General features: G+C 37.3%; 12 protein-coding genes. 10 read left to right on the top strand and 2 right to left on the bottom strand.

The features are described from left to right. Positions 1-129: 129 nt before the first annotated feature. The 3 genes from ACTBZY_RS17010 to ACTBZY_RS17000 all read left to right on the top strand — a co-directional run bounded on the left by ACTBZY_RS17010 (position 130) and on the right by ACTBZY_RS17000 (position 2,749). On the top strand, positions 130-1,425 hold the full coding sequence (locus tag ACTBZY_RS17010; protein WP_463047549.1) for an amidohydrolase: 1,296 nt from the start codon (positions 130-132) through the stop codon (positions 1,423-1,425). Further along, positions 1,425-2,051 carry an L-threonylcarbamoyladenylate synthase gene (locus ACTBZY_RS17005; protein ID WP_463047548.1) on the top strand — a complete coding sequence of 209 codons (627 nt, stop codon included), beginning with the start codon at positions 1,425-1,427 and terminating at the stop codon, positions 2,049-2,051. The genes ACTBZY_RS17010 and ACTBZY_RS17005 overlap by 1 nt, the downstream gene beginning before the upstream one ends. A gap of 80 nt (positions 2,052-2,131) precedes the next feature. Continuing rightward, on the top strand, positions 2,132-2,749 hold the full coding sequence (locus tag ACTBZY_RS17000; protein ID WP_463047547.1) for a hypothetical protein: 618 nt from the start codon (positions 2,132-2,134) through the stop codon (positions 2,747-2,749). On the opposite strand, the gene ACTBZY_RS16995 is transcribed toward ACTBZY_RS17000, so the two are convergent. Together ACTBZY_RS16995 and ACTBZY_RS16990 are read right to left on the bottom strand one after the other, a co-directional pair. After that, entirely contained in the window at positions 2,746-3,636 is an 891-nt protein-coding gene (locus ACTBZY_RS16995) for a lysophospholipid acyltransferase family protein (protein ID WP_463047546.1), read from the bottom strand. The two genes, ACTBZY_RS17000 and ACTBZY_RS16995, sit on opposite strands and share 4 nt — an antisense overlap. Continuing rightward, positions 3,623-4,216, bottom strand: a complete 594-nt coding sequence (locus ACTBZY_RS16990; protein ID WP_463047545.1) for a nucleotidyltransferase family protein — start codon at positions 4,214-4,216, stop codon at positions 3,623-3,625. Before ACTBZY_RS16990 ends, ACTBZY_RS16995 begins: the two co-directional genes overlap by 14 nt. 101 nt (positions 4,217-4,317) lie before the next feature. On the opposite strand from ACTBZY_RS16990, the gene ACTBZY_RS16985 reads away from it, so the two are divergent. The 7 genes from ACTBZY_RS16985 (at position 4,318) to ACTBZY_RS16955 (ending at position 24,761) form a co-directional block, all read left to right on the top strand. Beyond that, positions 4,318-5,331, top strand: coding sequence for a vWA domain-containing protein (locus tag ACTBZY_RS16985; RefSeq protein ID WP_463047544.1), 1,014 nt, complete (start codon positions 4,318-4,320; stop codon positions 5,329-5,331). Between the two features lie 330 nt (positions 5,332-5,661). After that, the gene (locus tag ACTBZY_RS16980; RefSeq protein WP_463047543.1) at positions 5,662-14,472 is read left to right on the top strand and encodes a sensor histidine kinase; all 8,811 of its coding nucleotides are present in this window, start codon (positions 5,662-5,664) and stop codon (positions 14,470-14,472) included. A 1-nt stretch (position 14,473) separates the two neighbouring features. Next, positions 14,474-16,465 (top strand): ATP-binding protein, encoded by a 1,992-nt coding sequence (locus ACTBZY_RS16975; protein WP_463047542.1) that lies wholly within the window; start codon positions 14,474-14,476, stop codon positions 16,463-16,465. 12 nt (positions 16,466-16,477) lie between these two features. Beyond that, complete coding sequence (locus ACTBZY_RS16970) at positions 16,478-18,388, top strand: tetratricopeptide repeat-containing sensor histidine kinase (protein ID WP_463047541.1); 1,911 nt, start codon at positions 16,478-16,480, stop codon at positions 18,386-18,388. A gap of 13 nt (positions 18,389-18,401) precedes the next feature. Beyond that, a complete protein-coding gene (locus ACTBZY_RS16965) occupies positions 18,402-20,582 on the top strand; it encodes an ATP-binding protein (RefSeq protein WP_463047540.1) in 2,181 nt (726 codons plus the stop codon). Continuing rightward, positions 20,579-22,630: an ATP-binding protein gene (locus tag ACTBZY_RS16960; RefSeq protein WP_463047539.1), complete on the top strand. Its 2,052-nt coding sequence runs from the start codon at positions 20,579-20,581 to the stop codon at positions 22,628-22,630. Before ACTBZY_RS16965 ends, ACTBZY_RS16960 begins: the two co-directional genes overlap by 4 nt. A gap of 1 nt (position 22,631) precedes the next feature. Then, on the top strand, positions 22,632-24,761 hold the full coding sequence (locus ACTBZY_RS16955; RefSeq protein WP_463047538.1) for an ATP-binding protein: 2,130 nt from the start codon (positions 22,632-22,634) through the stop codon (positions 24,759-24,761). The last annotated feature ends 1 nt before the right edge of the window (position 24,762 follow it).

The raw sequence follows: 24,762 nt of genomic DNA, 5'->3' as shown, positions 1-24,762 counted from the left end.
ACGATTCAAATACCACATTAATTATGAATATCTCAAACAGATTTGAAATTGTACCGCTTAATTTCGAGGTCAATTCTTAGATTGATGCTAGTGAATTTTTATATTGCGTTCAGCAAAAAATATGATGCCATGTTAAAAAAAATCTACCTACTTATAACGGTCAGCTGTTTAGGTCTATCTGCACAAAAGACGACACCATCTTATTTTACAAAGGATATTGCTGCCATAGAATCTAAAATCATTGAATGGCGAAGAGACTTTCATACTCATCCTGAATTAGGAAATCAAGAGTTTAGAACTTCCGAAATTGTGGCTAAACATCTAGAATCTTTAGGCATTGCAGTAACTAGAAATGTAGCAAAAACGGGTGTTGTAGGTATTCTCAAAGGTGATAAACCCGGGCCAGTAATAGCCTTAAGAGCAGATATGGATGCTCTTCCAGTGACTGAAAGGGTGGATGTGCCTTTCAAGTCAGTGGTTATGGTGGAATATGCCGGTCAGAAAACGGGCGTTATGCATGCCTGTGGCCATGACAGTCATATCGCTATCTTAATGGCTACAGCCGAAGTGCTCTCAAAGCATAAAAGCGAGTTAAAGGGTACTGTTAAGTTTATTTTTCAACCCGCCGAAGAGGGTGTTTTTGGTGAAGGAATAGCTTTTGGAGCTGACCTCATGGTCAAGGAAGGCGTATTGAAAAATCCAGATGTAGATGTGGCTTTTGGATTGCATATAAACTCCCAAACACCTGCGGGCACTATTCTCTACAAACCTGGCTCTGTCATGGCAGGTGTAGATCAGTTTTACATCACCGTCAAGGGCAAGCAAACGCATGGGGCTTATCCATGGTCTGGTATTGATCCCATTATGGTTTCTTCACAAATCATTATGGGTTTAAATACCATTGTAAGTAGAAACGTCAATCTGATTAATAATCCTGCTGTAGTGAGTGTAGGAGCCATTCATGGCGGGAATAGGCATAATATTATTCCTGAAAAAGTAGAGCTAATTGGTACCATCAGAACTTTGGATCTAGAGCAGCGGAAGATGATTCATCAAAGAATTAAAACCATTGCCACCAATATAGCGGCAAGTGCTGGTGCAGAAGCGGAAGTATTGATAGAAGATGGCTATCCTGTAACTTATAATGACCCCGAACTTACTTTAAAAATGCTTCCCTCTCTGGTTTCAGCCGCTGGTATTGGTCATGTAAATGAGAAAGCCGCTGTTATGGGTGCAGAAGATTTCTCCTATTTTGCGAGGGAAGTTCCTGGTTTATTCTTCTTTCTGGGAGCGATGGAAAAAGGTAAAAACCCTGAAGACGTGGCACCACATCATACGCCTGATTTTTATTTAGATGAAAGTGGCTTTAAGGTGGGCGTTCAGGCATTTTGTAATCTTGTAATGGACTATTCAAACACAAAATAATGATAGCTAAAATTTTAAAAATATATGAACACGATCCCGATCCTCAAAAGATAGATGAGGTGGTAAGGTGCCTTAAGGATGGCGGTATCATTATATATCCCACAGATACGGTTTACGCCATGGGATGCGATATTTATCAGAATAGGGCGGTTGAAAAGCTGAGTGCATTGAAAGGGCTAAAGGTTAAAAAGAATAACTTTTCTATTGTTTGTAGTGACTTAAGTAATATTGCGGATTACGCCAGGGTTTCTAACAAGGCTTTCAAAATCATGAAAAAAGCTTTTCCAGGGCCATTCACTTTTATTTTACCCGCCACTGGAAAGCTGCCAAAGCTTTTACAAACCAACAGAAAGAATATTGGTATAAGAGTGCCTGATCATCCCATACCGAAGGCTATTGTGGAAGCATTAGGAAATCCCATCATCACCACTTCTGTTAAAGACGACGTGGACGATATGTTAGAATACCCAAACGAAATTGAAATCATCATTGCACAAAACGAACACAATGCAGATTTAATCATAGATGGAGGCTGGAGTGGCATAAATCCGTCTACGGTTGTAGATGCCACTGATGACGAATTTGAAGTAATAAGGCAAGGTATTGGAGATTTTGATATGCTATGAGGAAGTTTTTACTGATTTCTCTTTTTGCTGGAATTTGTTTTTTTTCATTTGCGATTAAAATTTACGTCGCAAATTATTTTTTGGCTAACGGGCTCGGTAGTCTTCCTTTTGTAATTCTTTTATTCCTGATTTATTCACATAAGCACCAATATGAACAAACCTTCAAACACATTTTTGCAGGTTTAATCATTACTCATTTCATTTTAGATTTAAAGTCTTTTTTTGAGAGTAAATTTCTAAATAATAATATCACTGTTACCATTGATGCTCTTTATGCCTTTGTATTTTATTTAACCTTTGTTTTCCTTTTTAAGAAAAGGGGGGCGGGTTTGTATACCAAAAGAAAAAAAGACTGGCTAATTAGCTTCCCGATTGGATTTGTATCTTTCCTAAGTTTTCAATATTTCTTTAACGCGAAAATTCAAGCCAGATACGAGCCCATTCTTGTTCTGCTAAGTACGTTCATTTCCTTTTTTATTGTTTTAGGATTAAATACGCCATTATCAAAAAACAGATATGTTGTTTTATGTTTTGGTCTGTTCTTTAATTTCATTGCGTTTTCTTTAGGTCTCTTGATATATCAAATAGAACCAAACGTAGAAAGTGAAATTTTAATGAAAGGTTTTTTTATGACGGGATTCTTTTGCCTTCTGGAGGCATTTTATGGCTATTTGGATGCCTTTGATAAACGAACTTAGGTGGGTCTTTTATGCTTCCATCTTCTATGACTCCACAACCAGTATTCTGGTGTATCTTTTATGTTTTGTTCTAAAATACGGGCATGCTTTTCTAGTATGTATCCTTCTGGTTCCTGCTTGGGAAATTCCGTTATTAACTCGAATGTAGACACATAATAACCTCTTTTAACGCGTGCTATCGAACAAAAAATCACTGGCATGTCAAATTTCTTTGCTATACTTTCTGTCCCATTAAAAAAAGAAGTTTCTTGGTTTAAAAAAGTCGTCCAATAGGAGCTTTTGGGTGGAGCCGATTGGTCATTCGCAAGGCCAATAATAGATGGCGTTTCGAACCCTTGCATTATTCGTTTAAAGGTTTTTGAGGTAGGATACATTTCTGTGCCAAACCTTATTCTCATTTTGTAAAACAGTCTGTCGAAATACGGATTTGATAACTCATGGTATGGTCCATTGCCATTGTGCTCAAAACCGTTACCTAGTCTTTGTGCCAAGAATTCGTAATTTCCATGGTGCCCCGTAGTAAGTACAACACTTCTATTTTCTTCGTACCATTTATGCATCAATACTTTATCATATTGGCATACAAACCTTTTATTCAGTTCTTTTTCTGAGATGGTAATACATTTCAAAGTTTCCAGAAACAAATCGCAGAGGTAATGATAAAAGCGTTTTTCTATGGATTTCCGCTCCGCTAATGACTTTTCAGGAAACGCATTTGCCAAGTTTTCACTAACCACCTTTTCCCTGTAACCTAGCAAGAGATAGATGATAGGATAAAGTATAATATCTGAGATAAGATAAAGTACCCAAAAAGGTAAAATAGAAATAAAGTAAATGAATGGAAGTGCCAAATAATACGCTAAGGCAGAAAAATTAATTTTGGGCATCTAAATAGTTTAAATAATCCTCTTTCGTATCTAAATCAATACCAGTCCCTAAAAAACTTATTTTCTTAGTATGAGACTGGTTTTCCTTTAATATCTGTCTCGCTCCAGAATCACCTTTTAAATTCAACAAAATGGTAAAAGTCTCTTTTTTGAAAAGGACGGGTACCCCAACGGTCTTTTTATATTGAGAAGCAACAATAAATTTATCGGTCTTTTTCGCCTCCAATATCATATGTTTCAGGTATTCCGAATTTACTTCAGGCATATCAGAAGTCATCACCAATACGGCGTCAATGTTCTTATTGAGCATATAAGTTCCTGCTAAACCTCTAATGATGGAACTTGCGATGCCTGTTTCCCAGAGGGGATTCTCAACAATATTAATTGGAAGGCCAGAAAGTTTTGGCATAATAAGGTCTTTATGTGCTCCTAAAACTACCGTAACCAATACGTTATCAACACTTAAAGCTTCCTTAATAAGCTTTACGACTAGTAAATCACCTTGAACGTCTAGTAATTGCTTTGGAACACCCATTCTTTTGGATTCACCCGCAGCTAAAATTATGATTCCTACTTTCATATTTATATCTTTACACAAAATTACAAGAAATTCTCACGGTCATATAATGATTATAGACTTCTTGTCGTTTGGAATTACGTGCTAACAAAATAAAATTTAACATGAAGATCTTCAAAAGATCCGCATTATTGCGGTTGGCTACTGTTGCCATTTCCTTTTTTCTAATATCATGCGGGGGTAAGGGACCAGATCCTAAAGGTAAAGTATTTGAGATTTACCTTGATTTCTGGAATACCACAGGAAAAACGCCAGAGGTTCGTTTCGACGAATTAAACACATCTAGAGAAATTAAAATCGATTTCAGTAAAACTTTTCAGGGAAGCTCTCAAGGTTCTTCTTTTACAAAGGTAGAGATTGACAACTTCAGAATTATAGATGACAATTCTAACAATTATAACATTGAAAACATCACCGCTTATGAGCTTAGAGATGGTGCATGGAAAAAAGATATCGAGTTCACGATGGACTTTGACCAATCTGAAGACATTTCTGTCGTACTGGTCTTAGACCGTTCTGAGTCTTTAGGACAAGATTTTACTACGATTAAATCTTATGCCAATAACTTCATAGATCAAGTTTTTAACGACAGAAAAGTGGTTAAAATGGGCGTTGTAGACTTTGCGGATGATGTAAAGGCACATCCACTTACTACCAACAGAGATGACCTTAAATCTTATGTTAGCAGCCTAGTTCAAGGGAAATTTACGACACTTTATAACGCCGTAGATATAGGAATAGACATGCTTCAAGATTCTAAATCTCAAAGCAAAGTATTATTCGTCTTTACAGATGGATCAGACAATAACTCTTCTCCTACGGTAACAGTAGATTACTTGTTAAACAGAATTAAATCTGACAAAAATGCCTACAAAATAACAAGTTTTGCGATTGGTCTTAACGGAGATGGTGGAGTAGACCAAACGATTTTAACTAAACTAGCTGGTAACGGAGGAACTGCCAGTTTCCCTAAAACAATTTCACAAGCTAAAGGAGTTTTTGAGAAATTCTCAAAAGTAATCTCCAATGTTTATAGCCTTGAATACCTTAGAAACCAACAGGTTATTCCAAGAAATACGCCAGCTAAACTAAAATTTGAGATTACTACTCTCAAGTAAGTGAGAAGCATTAAATAGATAGAAAAAGCTCTTTGGTTTAGGCCGAAGAGCTTTTTTTGTTTTAAAAGGTTCGATGACCAACTAATAAAAGTTAGGATCACTAGATGAACTTAACTCCCACTCCCTTAATTCGGCCATGGGAGACTCAAATCAAAACCGCATCCCCCAACATTCAAAAAAGATGATTAGAAAACTACGACGATTTAAACTCAAAACAGAAAAGAGACTTTTTTGATTTACCACTCCATAAATATTTGAAAATCAGCATTTAGTTATTATGAGTAATGGTTAAATTGAGTGTTATAGCTTATAAAAAAACTAACCATAGCCATGGATGCTAAATCAGATTTAGAGTATCTCCTCCGCGAAAAGTCAATAGAAATAGGTCATCTAAAAAAAGAATTGGAAATAGAAGCGGCTCTGGAAAGGGTAAGGAGTCGAAGTATGGCCATGCTCAAAAGTGAGGAACTGCTAGACTTGGTCAAAAAATTATATAAGGAAATTGAACCTTTTGGAGTTTCTACTTCTGGAATCACGATATCATTGTTTCGAGAGGAAGAAAACGCAATAGAGTGCTGGTTTGCCGACAATCTCCATTCCGACTTATTGCAGAGTTATAAAGTTGTAGGTCGAAAAAATAAGGTTTTTAATCAAATTTGGGAAGATTGGAAAAATAAAAATCCCCAAAGAATAGTATATCTGGAAGGAGAGGACAAAAAGGATTATGACAATTATGTTTTGGAAGAGACCGATTTTAGGAAACTACCCGAAGAATTAAAACAAAATATTCACGCTCATAATACGGTATGTTTTACCTTCAGCTATTTTAGGTATGGATATTTCGAATCCGTTGATTTAACAATGCTTAGTGAAGAGAATGCCCAAATATTGCTTCGCTTCGCCAAAGTTTTTGAACAAACCTACACCCGCTTTTTAGATCTCCAAAAAGCAGAAGCACAGGCAAAAGAAGCTGAAATTGAATTGGCTTTAGAAAGAGTTAGGGCCAGAACTATGGCTATGCACAAAAGTGAGGAACTAGGAGAAGTGGCAATTCTACTTTACAAAGAATTCAATTCCCTTGGAATTGGCAAGTTTTTCAACTGTGGTTTTGTCATAGTAAATGAAGATGAAAAAGTACAAAATGGATGGTTGACTCAGCCTGAGGGAACTTTTATTGAAGAGTTAAACCTACCATATCCAGGTGATACAATACTTAAAAAAAGGTTAAAGGCTTGGAAGGAAAGAATCCCAGTTTTTCATCAAAAAGTAGAAGGTAAGGTACTTAAAGTGCATCAGCAATACGTGAAAGACCGGTCTCTTTCTAAAAATGCAATGAAAAGTATTATTCCTTTCATGCCAGATCCCTGCCACTTTTACTGTGGAAACTTCGATGAAGGTTACTTGCATATAATAGCAAAAGATGAATTGTTGACAGAAGCCGAAACCATTCTTTCTAGGTTTACAAAAATATTTTCACAAACCTACACCCGTTTTCTTGACCTCCAAAAAGCGGAAACACAAGCCAGAGAGGCTGAGATAGAAGTTTCTTTGGAACGTGTCAGATCAAGTTCCATGGCCATGCACTCCGCTGAAGAATTGGCAAGCGTATCCTCAGTGGTTTATATAGAATTAAATAGACTAGGAATTACCAATTTCCAGTCTTGCGGATTTCATATCATTGATGAGCCAAATGAAATCCAGGAGGTTTGGAATTTTCATATTGACCATAAGCAACTAACCCGATTTCAAATGCCTTTAAAGGGTAATGATATTTTAGAAATCAGGTATCAGGCATGGAAAAAGAGTGAAAAGTTATTTCATCAAAAAGTAGGAGGCCAGCAGCTGAATGATAATCTAGAATATATTACGTCAAAGGAAATAAAATTAGGCAAGGCTTCTTCATGGATTGAAAAATATGGATTCCCAGATCCAGTCCACTTTCATTTCGGAAATTTCTCAAAGGGTTATTTACATGTTATTTCAGAACAAGAATTATCCGAAGAACATAGGACTATTTTAGGAAGATTCGCCAAAGTATTCGAACAAACCTACACTAGATTTCTTGACCTTCAAAAAGCAGAGGCACAAGCGAAAGAGGCAGAAATAGAACTAGCACTTGAGAGAATTCGGGCAAGAACGATGGCGATGCAAAAAACTGAGGAACTGAGTGAGGTTATTGCTGTTGTATTCGAACAACTCACCGCAATGGGATTCACTTCGGAAGGCTGTGACATTATAATTTACGATAGGGAAAAGTTAGATGCTCACTACTGGTTTGCAGGATTTGAAAAGGGAAGCGACCCCATGTCCTACCTTGTCCCCTACCATGAACACCCCTATTATCAGAGCCAGATCAAGGGCTGGAAAAACGGAGAAAAATACAAGGCGATTATATTCGAGGGAGACCTAAAGAAAAGATTTGACGATCACGTCTTTACCAAAACAGGTTTTAAGAATTTTCCGGAATCCAGAAAGAAATTATTGAAGTCTCTCAAATATACTGTTGTTCACGATGCATTTATGAGCCACGGCATCGTAGAAACTATTGACTTGAAACCAATCACTGATGAAAAGGTGGCTATTCTTCAGCGAATTGCAAAGGTCTTCGAACAAACCTACACCCGTTTTCTCGATCTCCAAAAAGCAGAGACACAAGCGAAAGAGGCAGAAATAGAACTAGCACTAGAGAGAGTTCGGGCTAGAACTATGGCCATGCAAAAAAGTGATGAGTTGTCTGAAGTAGCGGCACTTCTCTTTAGACAATTAAAGATACTCGGAGCTGACCTCTGGACCGCAGTTATAGCTTTTTGCAAAGAAGATGAGTTATTGGTTGAAAAATGGGGAGGTAGCCCTATAACAGATCAGATGTTTGACCCTCTGTTTATTCCATACAATGCTGATCATGGTGAACAAAGCATGTATGACACATGGAAAAACAAAATTGAACTCTACTCTTATATACAAGATGGAAAGGAACTTAAGGATATCTATGATCATCTTATGACTATACCTAGTTTCAAGGCAAGTTTTCAGAAAGTTATTGATGCCGGTAGACCACTTCCTGTGTGGCAGAAAAATCATGTTGCTTCTTATAAGTATGGTTACTTATTGATAGTTACTGAAGAGGAATTCGAGGAGGAATATGTCTTCACCAGATTCGCCAAAGTCTTCGAACAAACTTACACTCGTTTCCTTGACCTTCAAAAAGCGGAAGCTCAGGCAAAAGAAGCTGAAATTGAATTGGCATTGGAGCGAGTGCGATCCAGAACTATGGCGATGCACAAAAGTTCTGAATTAAATGAAGTTTCCGTTCTGCTTTACAAAGAACTGATGGCTTTGAGTGTTAGTGATTTTTTCAACTGTGGCTATGTAGAGCTTCTCGAAAAAGAGAAAGTTCAGTACGCCTGGCTAACACGGGATGATGGTACCTTTTTAGGTAAACTCGAACTTCCGCTCAAGGGAGATCAGATTTTAAATGCCCGGTACGGTGCCTGGAAAATGCAGAAGTCCCTTTTTTATCAAGAATTGAATTCGGTACAATTGAAAAAACACATCGCATTTATCAGTCCTCAATACAATAGCAAGGAAGCTGATGCGATTGTAAAGCGATTTCCCAATCCAACGATCTTTTATAACGCTAATTTCAAACACGGATACCTCCATCTAAATACGGGAACGTATTTAGATGACGAAGGAGAGTCAATTCTGATTCGGTTTACCCAAGTCTTTGCTCAAACCTACACTCGTTTCTTAGACCTTCAAAAAGCTGAAAAGCAGGCAAGAGAATCTCAAATAGAAGCAGCATTAGAAAGAGTGAGAAGCAGGTCTATGGCCATGCACCAATCTGAGGAGCTTAATTCAGTATTATCTACCATGTTCTCAGAGTTGACCCATCTTGATTTTGCCCTTGCAAGGTGCGTGATTTGGATATTTAATGAAGAAGATAAATCCTTTAAATGGTATTCTGCCAATCCGGAAGCTGAAATTGATATCTATCACATCCCATATAATAATTATAAAGTGATAAGTGATTATTGGGAAGCTTGGGAAAACCGTTTGTCAAGGTTGTATTATAACTTATCTGGAAAATTGAAAATAGGTATGGATGATTATCTTTTTAACCATACCGAAATGGCAAATATGCCAATGGAAGTAAAGGAAGGAATGAAGAAACCCCATCAGATTCATCTCTACAACACATGTAATGACTTTGGAGTGCTATTGGTATCAAGCGAAGTGCCACAGGATGATGAGATATTGTCGATTCTTGAAAAATTTGGCAATGTATTTAACCAAGCCTATACAAGGTTTCAAGACATCCAAAAAGCAGAAGCACAGGCCAGAGAAGCTGAATTAGAACTAGCATTGGAGAGAGTTAGAGCTAGAACTATGGCCATGCAAAAAAGTGATGAGCTGTCTGAGGTTGCTGCACTACTCTTTAAACAATTAAAGATGCTAGGTGCTGACCTCTGGTCCGTAGTAATAGCTTTTTGCAAAGAAGATGAGTTGTTGGTTGAAAAATGGGCAGGTAGCCCAATAGCAGATCAGTTTTTTGACCCTGTATTTATTCCATACAATGCTGACCATGGAGAACAGAGCATGTATGACACATGGAAAAACAAAGTAGAACTCTACTCCTATATACAAGAAGGAAAGGAGCTTAAGGATATCTATGATCATCTTATGACCATTCCAAGTTTCAAGGCAAGTTTTCAGAAAGTAATTGATGCTGGAAGACCACTGCCTGTATGGCAGAAAAATCATGTTGTTTCTTATAAATATGGTTACTTATTAATTGTTACTGAAAAAGAATTTGAGGAGGAATATGTCTTCAGCAGATTCGCCAAAGTCTTCGAACAAACTTATACTCGTTTTTTAGATCTGCAAAAGTCGGAAGCCCAAGTAAGAGAAGCCGAAATACAATTGGCATTAGAAAGAGTTCGAGCCAGAACCATGGCTATGCAGAAAAGCGATGAATTAGGGGAAGTAGTTTATGAGTTATTCACTCAAATGAATAGTACAGGTTTTGCAGAATGGGGTGCCGCCATAGCATTGGCAGATGAAACCAATCATGGTTTTGATGTTTGGTTTTCTACACCCTACAACCCCGTTTCACCAGAACGATACTTTTACCCAAATCACGGACACGAAGTAGCCAATACGCTCTGGATGACATATGAGAATCAAAATGATCTTCAGATTATTGAATTAGAGCACGAACAGAAGACACTATATACACAGTGGCTTTTTGAAAACACTAATTTAGGAACTATGTCGGAAGATGATAAAACAGAAATATTATCTCAGCCCTACGTAATGTTTTCTTCGGGTGCAATGAAATATGGTCTTCTAGAAGCTGTTAGCCATGTTCCAATGTCACCAGAATTAACAAAGCTTTTACCTCGCTTCGCCAAAGTCTTTGAACAAACCTACACTCGTTTTTTAGACCTTCAAAAAGCAGAAACACAGGCAAGAGAAGCACAAATAGAAGTAGGCCTTGAAAGAGTCAGAGCAAAGACAATGGGTATGCATAGTTCTAATGAATTATTAGAAATAGTGGATTTACTCTATGCCGAATTGTCTCAATTAGATGTTGAGCTTGCAAGGGTTGTATTATTAACTGTGAATCCCGAAACTTTAGGAATGCTTTGGTGGATGGCAAGTCCTGAAAAAGAAATAAAGACACATGGGTTTTTAGTGCCATCAAATGGGCTACCAATGACGTTGTCAATGATTAAGGCTTGGGAAAATAAAACAAGTGAATGGAGCTATCAATTAGTTGGAAAAGATAAAAAAACGTATGATAAGTTTCTTTTTACTTCATCAGAACTATCAAAACTGCCTGAAGAAGTTAGAATAGCGATGTCTGCTGCTAAGCAAATGTATGTTTCGGGATACTGCAATAATTTTGGATTATTAACTACATCTACAATAGAACCTCTTTCTGTAGCCAATTCAATTCTTTTGACTCGCTTTGGTCAAGTCTTCGAACAAACCTACACCCGTTTTCTTGACCTCCAAAAAGCAGAAGCACAGACCAAGGAAGCACAGATAGAGGCTGCATTGGAAAGAGTGCGAAGCAGAAGTTTGGCAATGCACCACACCTCAGAAATTCAAGCGGTTATCCACACTGTACATGAAGAGTTGCTCAAATTGAACATTTCCATTGTTGGGGGCTCTTTTGTAGTTATCAATAACGATATTGACCTAGAGCTGAGTGCATGGGGGGCAGGAGGTACAGCTGATACTTCAACAGAAGTTTTTATACCAAATTTTGGAAAACCGTTTACTACCAACTTGCTAAAGGGTATTCAACAAGGTCCAGGTTTTTTTACTGAAGAATTTACAAATCAGGAAAAAATTGAATACTTCAAAGCGTTGTTTGAACTCGAACCCTGGTCGGAATTAACAACCGAACAGAAAAAAGAAGTTCTTGAAAGTAAAGGAGGATATACCAGGTCATGTTGCGTTTTGAATCATACGAGTATTTTTATCATTAATCAAACGGGGAGAAAGTTCTCAGAGGAGGACAATGACATCCTTAAACGTTTTACCAGAGTCTTCGAACAGACTTACACCCGTTTCCTTGACCTCCAAAAAGCAGAAACGCAGGCCAGAGAGGCAGAGATAGAGGCTGCTTTGGAGAGGTTAAGAAGCAGAACTATGGCCATGCAAAAAAGTGAAGAACTATTAGACGCTGCATCGCTATTCTATAAAGAGCTTTTAAAATTTGGTATAACAAATCATACAAGTGGATATGTTTTAATGGATGCAGAAGAAAAAATTGGCTGGAGTTATATATCTAATCAAATGGATGGTACTGTATTACCAAAACCAATGGGCATACCTCATCAGGAGACTGAAGTAATGCGTTCGATTACAAAAAGCTGGAAAAGGCAAGAGCCCTTTTGTCTCATCCAGCTGAATGAAAAGGAAACCATAACCCATCAAACTTTTATTGCTGAACGCACCATTAATTTTAATCTAACAGCTGAGGAATTAATTGCAGCCACTCCTAAAAGGTTAGCCCTTCAGACATTCAACTTTAAACAAGGGTACTTATTAATTGTAGGAGCTGAACCATTATTGGAGGCTCGAATTGAAATATTAATACGTTTTGCAAAAGTATTCGAACAAACATATACTCGTTTTCTTGACCTTCAAAAAGCCGAAGCTCAGGCGAGAGAAGCACAGATAGAAGCGGCACTTGAAAGAGTGCGAAGCCGTACTATGGCCATGCAGAAAAGTGAGGAACTGTCCGAAACCTCCTTTTTATTAGACAGCCAAGTAAGAGCATTAGGCATCAAAACTTGGGGATGTGCATTTAATATTTATCAAGAAAATGATTCCATGGAATGGTTTGGTAATGAAGCGGGCGTATTACCTAAATACATTGTACCACGGGTAGGTATTTTTAAGAAATATTATGACCATGGTAAAAAAGAAAATTCATTTTATGTACAAGAAATAGCTGGTAAAGAATGTGTGGCTCATTATGAATTTATGAGTAACCTTCCCATTATAGGAGAAGTTCTTAAACAATTAAAAGTATCAAATGGGTCCTATCCAGAATATCAGATTGACCATGTGGCCTATTTCAAATATGGTTATTTATTGTTTATAACAATAGAGCCGGTGCCTGAAGCTCACGATATTTTTAAACGATTTGCTAAAGTATTCGAGCAGACTTACACTCGTTTCCTAGATCTTCAAAAAGCGGAAGCACAAGCAAAAGAGGCTACAAAACAGGCATCCTTAGAAAGAGTTAGAGGAGAAATAGCAAGTATGCGATCTACTACAGATTTGGAGAGAATAACGCCTTTGATTTGGAACGAGCTGAAAACTCTCGGTGTGCCGTTTATACGATGTGGGGTTTTTATTGTAAATGAACAAATGGAGCATGTGGTAGTTCATTTATCGTCTTCAGAAGGACAAGCACTTGGTGTTTTAGACCTAGCATTTGAATCCAACGAACTTACTACAAAAGCAATTCGGAGCTGGCGATTAGATGAAGTTTATCATCAACACTGGAATCAAGAAGAGTTTCTTAATTGGACAAAATTGATGATAAAAGCTGGGCAAGTCAAAAGTAAGAAAACATACCAGGGCATGGAGAATGCTCCTGAATCTCTAGACCTTCATTTTATTCCTTTTACTCAAGGGATGCTTTATGTTGGTTCTGTTGATGCTTTAGGAAAAAATGAAATAGACCTAGTGAAATCTTTAGCTGATTCATTTGCCATAGCCTATGCCAGGTATGACGATTTTATACAGCTAGAAAAGGCCAAAGAAAGTATTGAAATAACGCTTTCAGAGTTAAAATCCACTCAAAAACAACTCATTCAATCCGAAAAAATGGCTAGTCTAGGTGAACTCACCGCTGGCATTGCTCATGAGATTCAGAATCCACTAAACTTTGTCAATAACTTTTCAGAAGTGACCAAAGAGCTAGCTGAAGAATTAGAAGAAGAGGGAGAAAAGGGGAACGGAGAAAGGGACAAGGAATTAGAGAAAGAACTGATACACGATATTAAGGAAAACTTAGAAAAGATTAACCATCACGGAAACCGAGCCAGCAGCATTGTAAAAGGTATGTTAGAGCATTCCAGAACAAGTTCTGGTAAAAAGGAACTAACTGATATCAATGTCTTGGCAGATGAATGTTTAAGGCTTTCGTATCATGGTCTCCGTGCGAAGGATAAAGACTTTAATGCAGAAATGGTCACAAACTTTGACCCTACCCTTCCCAAAATTGAAGTCATTCCACAAGATATTGGGCGAGTGCTTTTGAATTTGATTAATAATGCCTTTCAGGCCGTGTCCGAAGAAGCCTTAAAACGAAAGTTAAAGTCGTATGAAAATGCGGACAGCTATAAGCCAACAGTCTCCATCAAAACAGAGCTCACAGCCCAAGGCCAACTGCTCATAGCCATAAAAGACAACGGCCCAGGCATCCCAGATTCCATCAAAGACAAAATCTTCCAGCCCTTCTTCACCACTAAAGACACTGGAAAGGGTACGGGTTTAGGGCTGAGTTTAGCTTATGATATTGTTAAGGCTCATGGTGGGGAGTTAAATGTTCAATCAATCATAGGTAGCGGTTCCAGTTTTACTGTTAAAATTCCTTTAAAGTCAAAATAGCATGAGAATACTACTTTATACACTATGTATTGGCTTTTTTAATTTCTCCGTTTTTGCTCAGCAAATAAAAAAGGATTTGGGCCTAGTGGTTGATAGTTTAATATTTGAAATTCAAAATACTAAAAATGATAGTCTAAAGTCGGAGTATTTATTACAGCTTTCAGAGCTAACCCAGATTTATAACCCAGATACCTCGATTTATTTTAGTAAACAAGCGTATGACTTAGCTAAAAAAATTAATAATATTCCTGTTCAAGCGGGGGCATTGGGTTTTATATCAACTGCATATTTTTATGATGGAAATTTACCCAAAGCCGTGGAGATTGCATTGGAATCTATTGAGCTGGGTAAGCATATTCCAGGTCGCATTGGGGGAGGTGTTGGACCTGCGTATTCAATTCTTGGGACAATTTATGTACAAATAGGAGATTATGATAGAGCCTTTAAATACCTAAATAAATTAATTGCCCTCGGTGAAAATGACTTAGTGGGAGTAGCTTTTGGCTATTTTAATCTGGCCACGCTTTATGAAAAGCAGAACAAACTGGATTTAGCGAAGCATTATTTGAAAGAATCCTATGAGGTTTTTGGGGCTTTAAATTATAGCTTTTATCCAAAGGTTTATGATGCTTATCCTCTATGGTATAACTTAAGAGCAAGAATTTATTTAAAAGAAGGAAAACCAAAGCTGGCACTGGCAGATTATTTCTACACTTTAAATATGACCTTGCGTAATAATGAACACTTTTTCTCTTCTGGAAGCTACAATGATATTGCATTCTTTTATAAAGGAAATAATCAACTTGATTCTGCGGTATTTTTTGCTAAAAAGGGATTATTAGAGGCTCAGGAAAATACGATTAAGCCTGAAATTATTAGGGCATCTGAATTTCTAGCGGAATATTACGACACTAAAAATCCTGCTCAAGCCTTATCTTATATTAAACTAGCCAATGAAACTCGAAATTCATTTTATGGTGCAGGTAATATGCAGGTAATGAGAGATATAATTGAAAAAAATGATAAAAAACAAGCAGAAATAGAAGCTACTGAAAAGGCTAGTAAAAATCGCCTAATAATAGGTGGGATTTTAAGCTTTGCCATACTATTACTAGTTACGGCCATCTTTTTATATAGGAATAATCTAACGAAACAGAAGGCAAAACTTAAAATAGAAAGTGCCTTTGACCAATTAAAATCCACCCAAGACCAGCTTATCCAATCCGAAAAAATGGCGAGCCTAGGAGAACTAACTGCAGGTATTGCCCATGAGATTCAGAATCCTTTGAATTTTGTAAATAATTTTAGTGAGGTGAGTGAAGAAATGATTGAGGAAGTTTTGGGAGAAAGGTTAAAGGTTAAAGGTGAACGGGATGAGAATCTTGAAGAAGAAATATTAGGAGACATAAAAGAAAATCTCTCTAAAATCCACCACCACGGAAACCGTGCCAGCAGCATCGTAAAAGGCATGTTAGAGCATTCTAGAACTAGTTCTGGCAAAAAGGAACTGACCGATATTAATGCTTTGGCAGATGAATATCTGAGACTTTCGTATCATGGACTCCGAGCGAAGGATAAAGACTTTAATGCTGAGATGGTAACAAACTTTGACCCTACCCTACCAAAGATTGAAGTCATTCCGCAAGATATTGGACGAGTACTTTTAAACTTGATTAATAACGCATTTCAAGCCGTAGATGAACAAGCAAAAAAAGGCATTGAAGGCTATAAACCCACCGTCACCGTAAAAACGGGGCTCACAGCTCAAAGCCAAATGCTCATAGTCATAAAAGACAACGGCACAGGAATCCCTGACTCGATAAAAGACAAAATCTTCCAACCATTTTTCACTACCAAAGACACGGGAAAAGGAACAGGTTTAGGACTGAGTTTGGCCTATGATATTGTGAAGGCTCATGGTGGGGAGTTGAAGGTGGAATCATTTGAAAGAGAGGGTTCAGCATTTATTATTAATCTCCTTTTAAAGGCATAAAAAATAAAAGCCATGATAAAAACCTTTGCATTATTTATTCTAATGACATTTATCTGTAATGCTACTATTGCCCAATCCGTGGAAAAAGTGGATAGCCTGAAGATTGAATTGGCCAATGCCAAACATGATACCATTAGGGTAATAGTTTTACAACAATTATGTGCCAGCTTTCGCTACTCAAACATTGACTCGGCCATTTATTATGGGGAAAAAGCCTATTCATTAGCTACCGACATTAATTTCTACAAAGGACAAGTAGTAGCTCTTGGTTTTGAGGCTTTCGCTTTTGTTAATTATGGTGATCTGTCAAAAGCTCTTGAAGTATCATTCAGGGCTTTACAAATAGCAAAAGATAAAGATTTGAAGTCATTCACTGGTCCGGCATTAAGAAACATAGGAACTATTTACCAGTTATTAAAAGATTACCCAAAAGCCTTACATTATTTTCAGGTACAACTTGCCGTAGAAATGTCCAAGGGCTACGCTTGTTCACATCTTGGGTCACTGTTTCTGGACATGAACCAGCTGGACTCTGCATCTTATTATGCTGATCTGGCACTTCATAATTTTGGCATGGAAGATGACGCTGAAATATTTAGAATTTTAGGCGATATAGCCTTAAAAAAGGGAAATTTTCCCCTTGCATTCTCTTATTTTCAAAAAGGCCTACAAAATTCTCTTACAAGAAATGAAACAAGTTGGACAGCCGATTTATATAACAGGCTTTCCATTTATTATCAGGAGACCAATAAACCCGACTCAAGCATTTTTTATGCAAAGAAAGGGCTTCAAACAGCAAAATTACACAGTACAAAAGGAGCTATGCTGGAGTCTGCCACGCTGCTTTCAAAATTCTATGAACCCTTAGATTCCAAAGAATCACTCCGATATTATAAGATGGCTACAAGCATAAAAGACAATTTGTTTGGTGCGGGAAATATACAGGCAGTTCAAACAATGATAACCCGGGAAGAAGAAAGGCAAAAAGAATTTGAAGCTGCAAAACAGGAAAACCTTAATCGTATTCGATCCTATGCAATGCTGGGAAGCATTTTCACTTTACGCGTTATTGCTTTTTTCCTTTTTAGAAATAGTAGATTGAAGCAAAAGGCGAAAAAGAATATAGAACTTGCTTATGACCAATTAAAAGCCACGCAAGCCCAACTCATCCAATCAGAAAAAATGGCAAGCCTTGGAGAGCTTACTGCTGGCATTGCCCATGAGATTCAGAATCCTTTGAATTTTGTTAATAATTTTTCCGAAGTAAGTTCTGAAATGCTGGACGAAATGGATGAAGAGCTAAATAAAGGAGAAATAGAAGAAGCCAAAGCTATTTCCGCTGATTTAAAACAAAACTTAGAAAAGATAAACCACCACGGAAATCGAGCCAGTAGCATTGTAAAAGGTATGTTAGAGCATTCCAGAACGAGCTCAGGTAAAAAAGAACTGACTGATATCAATGCCTTGGCAGACGAATATTTAAGACTTGCGTATCATGGTCTCCGTGCGAAGGATAAAAGCTTCAACGCAGATTTCGAAACCAACTTTGACTCCACCCTACCCAAGATTGAAATTATTCCACATGATATCGGAAGAGTACTTTTAAACTTGATTAATAACGCATTTCAAGCGGTTGATGAACAGGCGAAAAGGGGAATTAAAGGCTATAAACCAACCGTCTCCTTAAAAACGGAGCTCAAAGCTAATGCCTCAATGCTCATAGCCATTACCGATAACGGACCAGGCATCCCAGACTCCATCAAAGACAAAGTCTTCCAACCTTTCTTTACCACTAAGGACACTGGAAAAGGTACTGGCTTAGGACTGAGTTTGGCTTATGATATAGTGAAGGCTCATGGTGGGGAGTTAACAGTAAAAAGCAAAGAAAATGATGCTACAAATTTTATTGTCACCTACCTTTAACTCAAATTAAGCTATGAAAACCATTGCACTTAAAGCCCTAATAGCCTTTTCTGTGCTGTTTCTTTTTACAAAAGGACACGCTCAAGACGGGATAGCCACAATAAAAGATGTTCCAATTGAAGGTGTGAAATTATCTGGTGAATGGAAATTCCGGAATGGCGATAATGTAAATTGGAGCCAATTGGGTTTTAATGATAGTAATTGGAAAACTATTGACCCTTCTCAGGATGTTAAATTGGTCTCAGAAGTATGGCAATCGGATATTTGTTGGATTAGGCTTCATTTTATACCCGACAGTAGCTTGCTGAGTAAGTCATTAGTTTTAAAAATTGACCAAAGTATTGCTTCTGAAATCTATTTAAATGGTGAGTTCATTGGGAAGTATGGATCTGTAAAAAATGGAGATAATAAGGTCATCGCGGTATCCCCCTTGCGAGCTAGCTTTATCGGATTTCCTTTAAAAAACACTGGTGAAAATGTACTCACGGTTCGATTTTCTTTACAAAAAGATTTTCATTATACCCAATTTGCAGGAAGGCCAAATACCCTTTTTAATGCTACTATAATTGATGTGTCGAACATCGATAGTGTGATTGCAAGCAGGAACATAATGTATTATCATTTTCTAAGAGTTGGGATTTTTTTAATTTTGACCATCCTCCACTTAGGGTTATATTTTCATGACAAAACCCAAAAATCAAATCTTTATTTCTCGCTTTTCTCACTTCTATTGATAATCAGTAATTTCATTGACGGGATGGCATATTGGTACATTCCTGAATTAGAAACAAAATTGTTTCATCTTTCTTATGCACTTCCTTTCCAAAATCTGGCCTATTTAGTCCTTCTACTCGCTATATACGATGTGTATAGTCAAAGAAAGACTGTAATATTCTGGATGATTTCTTTATTCACTCTAGGTACAATCATTGTACCTTTTGTTATTTATGAAACTGGCAATTCCGCGGCTTTTATCCTCTCAATTATTGTCAGTTTGGATATTATTAGAACTTCTTCGCAAGCCTATAAAGCCAAACATTCAGGAGCCTTAATTATTCTAATATCTGGTTTGGTGTTATTGTTAAGTTTCCTTGCCTTCTATCTTTGTGTTTATGGTATTCTTAACTCTGGGCATAACTTTATGTTCGGTCATTTCTATTTTAATCTTGGATTAATTTGTTTGCCAATTGGAATTTCACTCTACCTCGCTCTAGAGGCATCTAGAAAAAGTAAATCCCTTAAAGTAAAAATAGGCGAGGTGGAAAAGCTTTCATTGGAAAAGGAAGACATACTAACTTCTCAAAATGAAGAATTAGAAAAGCAGGTTACAGAGCGAACTTCAGAACTTAGCCAATCACTTTCAAACCTTAAATCCACCCAAGCTCAGCTCATACAATCCGAAAAAATGGCAAGCCTCGGAGAGCTAACCGCAGGCATAGCCCATGAGATTCAGAATCCATTGAACTTTGTCAATAATTTTAGTGAGGTGAGTGAGGAAATGATTGAGGAAGTTTTGGGAGAAAGGTTAAAGGTGAAAGGTGAAAGAGATGAAGCTTTGGAAGAGGAAATTTTAAAGGATATAAAAGAGAATCTTACGAAAATTCACCATCACGGAAACAGAGCCAGTAGCATTGTAAAAGGTATGTTAGAACACAGCCGAACTAGCTCTGGCAAAAAGGAACTGACTGATATCAATGCTTTGGCGGATGAATATTTAAGGCTTTCTTATCATGCCAGCCTGTCCGGCAGGCAGGGTCTCCGTGCGAAGGATAGGAACTTTAATGCAGAAATGGTCACAAACTTTGACCCTACCCTGCCGAAGATTGATGTCATACCTCAGGATATTGGACGAGTGCTTTTAAACTTGATTAATAACGCATTTCAAGCCGTAGATGAACAAGCAAAAAAGGGAATTGAAGGCTATAAACCTACCGTCTCCTTAAAAACAGAGCTCAAAGCTAATGGCTCAATGCTCATAGCCATCACCGACAACGGCCCCGGCATTCCCGACGCTATCAAAGACAAAATATTCCAACCATTTTTCACTACTAAACCTACAGGCAAAGGAACTGGCTTGGGATTGAGTTTGGCTTTTGATATTGTGAAGGCCCATGGTGGGGAATTGACTGTAGAAAGTGAAGTAGGAAAAGAAACGGAGTTTATTATTTCATTACCAATTAATATTAAGTCATGAAAACCAAAGTAGTAATCCTCTTTTCATTGTTGGTTTTTTACGGAATTTCTGCTGCTCAAAACATTACAGATGTATCAACAGAGAGCCTTAAGGGACTGTTAATATCATCAAAAAAAGACACTACGCGTATTAAAATAATAAGCGAATTATGCAATCGATATAAATTTAATAAACCAGATTCTTCCATTTTTTACGGGAAGATGGGCCTAGAATTGGCCGAAAAAATCAACTCTAAAATGGATGAAGTAGTTATTCTGCATAATATAAGTATAGCCTATATAACGGTTGGTAATGACTCTAGGGCACTTCAAATGACTCTTCATGGAATTAAAATTGCCGACCGTGAATCCTTTCTGTATGATAAAGGAAGGCTATTATTGGATTTGGCCACGATTAAGAGCAATTCAGAAGATTATCAGAGTTCCATAAAATTTTTACGAGAATCTAAAGAACTCTTTGATAAAAGTGGGTCGGATAGATTTTCAACTATTGCAGAAATTCGATTGGCAAGAACCTTTTCTATAATCAACCAGCTAGACTCCGCTTTGTACTATGGAAAATCGGGAAATAGAAAAGCAGAAGAATGGGAAGTTGCATTTTCAGAACTTGCTTTGGGAGAAATTTATGTCAAAAAAGGTGATTTGAATCAAGCACTTTCCAATTATCGCATGTCGCTTGGTTTAGCGAAAAGTGATGATGGTAAATGCAATGCTAATTATGCTATTGCTAAAGTATTCCAAAAAACGGGCTTGGTTGATTCCTCTATTTTATACGCTCAAAATTCACTAGAATTAGCCAAAGAAAATGGGCTGAGTTCGCACATTATAAATTCGTATAGAATACTCTCTGAATTGTTCGAGAAAAAAGATTTAAAAAAAGCATTAGAATATAATAAAAGTGCATTTGCTGCGAAAGAAATTCTTGATAAGCTGAGAACCAAGACTGCGTTGGAAGCTTTTGTTGACTATGATGATCAAGAAAGACAATACGAACTGGAATCGGCCAAAGCTGATTACAATAATAAATTGCGGCAAAATATATTTCTTGGTAGCTCTTTAATCTTAATGCTGATCGCCTTCTTTTTATATAGAAATAACAGACAAAAGCAAAAAGCCAAACAAAAAATTGTAATAGCATATGATCAACTAAAATCCACCCAAGCCCAACTCATCCAATCAGAAAAAATGGCAAGCCTCGGAGAGCTTACTGCAGGAATAGCCCATGAAATACAGAATCCATTAAATTTTGTGAATAACTTCTCAGAAGTAACAGAAGAACTAGTGGAGGAATTAGAAGAAGAAGGGAACAAGGAGAACGGAGAAAGGGATAAAGGATTAGAGAAAGAATTGATTTCTGACATCAAAGAAAACCTAAAGAAAATCCACCACCACGGAAACCGAGCCAGCAGCATCGTAAAAGGTATGTTGGAGCATTCCAGAAGTAGTTCTGGCATAAAGGAATTGACAGATATTAATGCTTTGGCGGATGAATATCTAAGATTGGCATATCACGGTCTCCGTGCAAAAGATAATGACTTCAATGCAGAAATGCTTACAAACTTTGACCCAAACTTGCCAAAGATTGAAGTCGTTCCACAAGATATTGGGCGTGTACTTTTGAATTTGATTAATAATGCTTTTCAAGCTTGTATCGAGCGAAGCTCTGATACACGCACTGAGCCTGTCGAAGTGCCGTTATCTACCTCAGAGAATGATAATGTGACTTCGAGAGCACTTCGACTTAGCTCAGTGGACTCCTCAGTCACCTCCCCATATAAACCAACTGTAACAATATCTACGAGCCAAGAGCTAACGGCTAAAAGCCAAAAGCAAATAGCCATAACCATAAAAGACAACGGCTCAGGAATACCAGACGAAATCAAAGACAAAATTTTTCAACCCTTTTTCACTACGAAGGAAACAGGAAAAGGTACAGGTTTGGGTCTAAGTTTGGCTTATGATATAGTTAAGGCACATGGTGGAGAATTAAAAGTAGAGTCAGAAGAAGGAAAAGGAAGTAAATTTCAAATTCTATTACCAATCAATTAAGATGAAAAAGTATTTAAGCACACTTCTATTTTTTTTGCCTTTAGCCATTTTTGCTCAACAAAGCGAAGTCATAAAAATAGACTCCTTGCCTCAAAAAGGCATTTTATTAGATAAAGGCTGGAAATGGCACACAGGCGATAACCCTGATTTTGTAAAAACTGACTTTGATGATGCATCTTGGGAGAGCATTGACCCTACGAAAAACATATTAGATATACCTCAACTTTGGGCTTCGGATATTGGCTGGTTTCGTATAAAGTTTAATGTGGATCGTTCGCTACAATATAAGCCATTGGTATTATTGGTAAGGCAGACTGGAGCGGCAGAATACTTTCTAAATGGAGAGGCTAATGGTGGGTTTGGTGAATTCAATAAAAATCCAGAAAACATAATTGCCGAGGAACCTTTAATTGGCAGCTATTTAGCTTTGCCTATAAAAGAAACAGGGGAACAAACGCTGGCAGTAAGGTTTGCTCTTCAAAAAAACATCCCATATTATGGCAAAACAACATTTATGGGTCTTCGTAATGACGCTTTAAATTTAAAAATTATAGATGCTAATGCAGTTAGCTCTTTGTTACAGAATAATGTTCTTCCTTATTACATTTTTGCCAGATTTGGTGTATTTCTTCTTCTTTCTATCTTTCATCTTGCTTTGTTTTTTTATGCTACCTCTCAGAAAGCAAATCTATACTTCTTTCTTTTTAATTTTTTTATTGCTTTAGCCGCTCTTGGAGAAGGCCTTGCGAAATTCCAACTCCACGTGGCACATAATAAGGAGTTCGTAAGTTATTTCTACCTTTTTTTTGGAGTTATAGGATTATTGTTTTGCTTAGTTGCACTTTATAAGACTTTTCACAAATCATTGCCTATTACATTTTGGCTAATTACAGTCCTGGCAATAGTTCCATTAATATTAACTGCTTTCGATTACCACTTCGCATATCTAATTAATATGCAATTAATTGCCTTACTGGTTAATTTAGAAGCGATACGCCAGGCTTTTATCGCCTTAAAAGACAGCCGACGTGGTTCTAAAATCGTTTTTGCGGGATGTCTTAGTTTTATTCTGTTGTTGATACTTTTCTTTATTATGATTTCTGGAGTACTCCCTTCAGGTCCGAATGACATTTATAAGGACCTCGCATTTAATCTGAGTGCTATAAGTATTCCTATTTCTTTTGCTATTTTTCTGGCTGGAGAGTCCTCCTATTTTAATAGGACTTTACAATTAAAATTAGTCGAGCTAGAGAAACTCTCAACAGAAAAACAACAAATACTTAGTAAACAGAATGAGACACTGGAAAGGCAAGTAGCAGAAAGAACTTCCGACTTAAGAGCTTCGCAAAAACAACTCATCCAATCAGAAAAAATGGCTTCTTTGGGCGAACTTACTGCAGGAATTGCTCATGAGATTCAGAATCCGCTAAACTTTGTTAATAATTTTTCAGAGGTTTCAAAAGAACTCGCAGAAGAGTTAAAAGAAGAAGCAAATAAAGAAAACTTTGACAAAGGTCTAATAGCTGAAATAGCGACAGATATTGCTGAAAATCAAAAGAAAATACACCACCATGGTCAGCGGGCAAGTTCCATCGTAAAAGGTATGCTAGAACATTCCAGAACCAGTTCTGGTAAAAAGGAATTGACAGATATAAATGCTTTGGCAGATGAATATTTAAGATTATCGTATCATGGACTGAGAGCTAAGGATAAAGACTTTAATGCTGAATTGGTCACAAACTTTGACCCAAACTTGCCGAAAATAGATGTCATTCCTCAGGATATCGGACGGGTGCTTTTGAATTTGATTAATAACGCCTTTCAAGCCGTTGACGAGCAATCTAAGAAAGGGATTGAAGGCTATAAGCCCAAAGTTTCAGTAAAAACAGAGCTAACAGCTAATAGCCAAAAGCAAATAGCTATAAAAATATCCGACAACGGCCCAGGAATCCCAGACGCCATCAAAAACAAAATCTTCCAACCATTTTTCACCACTAAAGACACTGGAAAAGGAACAGGCTTAGGATTGAGTTTGGCTTATGATATTGTGAAGGCTCATGGAGGGGAACTAAAAGTAGAGTCAGAAGAAGGAAAAGGAAGTAAATTTCAAATTCTATTACCAATCAATTAAG

The sequence above is a fragment of the Arcticibacterium sp. genome, assembly GCF_055134445.1.
The sequence above is the reverse complement of the archived record's forward strand: the minus strand, read 5'-3'. Positions and strand labels throughout refer to the sequence as shown.

Coding starts and splice junctions, on each gene's coding strand:
- ACTBZY_RS17010 (WP_463047549.1), top strand. CDS start 130: ATGTTAAAAAAAATCTACCTACTTATAACGGTCAGCTGTTTAGGTCTA.
- ACTBZY_RS17005 (WP_463047548.1), top strand. CDS start 1,425: ATGATAGCTAAAATTTTAAAAATATATGAACACGATCCCGATCCTCAA.
- ACTBZY_RS16995 (WP_463047546.1), bottom strand. CDS start 3,636: ATGCCCAAAATTAATTTTTCTGCCTTAGCGTATTATTTGGCACTTCCA.
- ACTBZY_RS16990 (WP_463047545.1), bottom strand. CDS start 4,216: ATGAAAGTAGGAATCATAATTTTAGCTGCGGGTGAATCCAAAAGAATG.
- ACTBZY_RS16985 (WP_463047544.1), top strand. CDS start 4,318: ATGAAGATCTTCAAAAGATCCGCATTATTGCGGTTGGCTACTGTTGCC.
- ACTBZY_RS16980 (WP_463047543.1), top strand. CDS start 5,662: ATGGATGCTAAATCAGATTTAGAGTATCTCCTCCGCGAAAAGTCAATA.
- ACTBZY_RS16975 (WP_463047542.1), top strand. CDS start 14,474: ATGAGAATACTACTTTATACACTATGTATTGGCTTTTTTAATTTCTCC.
- ACTBZY_RS16970 (WP_463047541.1), top strand. CDS start 16,478: ATGATAAAAACCTTTGCATTATTTATTCTAATGACATTTATCTGTAAT.
- ACTBZY_RS16965 (WP_463047540.1), top strand. CDS start 18,402: ATGAAAACCATTGCACTTAAAGCCCTAATAGCCTTTTCTGTGCTGTTT.
- ACTBZY_RS16960 (WP_463047539.1), top strand. CDS start 20,579: ATGAAAACCAAAGTAGTAATCCTCTTTTCATTGTTGGTTTTTTACGGA.
- ACTBZY_RS16955 (WP_463047538.1), top strand. CDS start 22,632: ATGAAAAAGTATTTAAGCACACTTCTATTTTTTTTGCCTTTAGCCATT.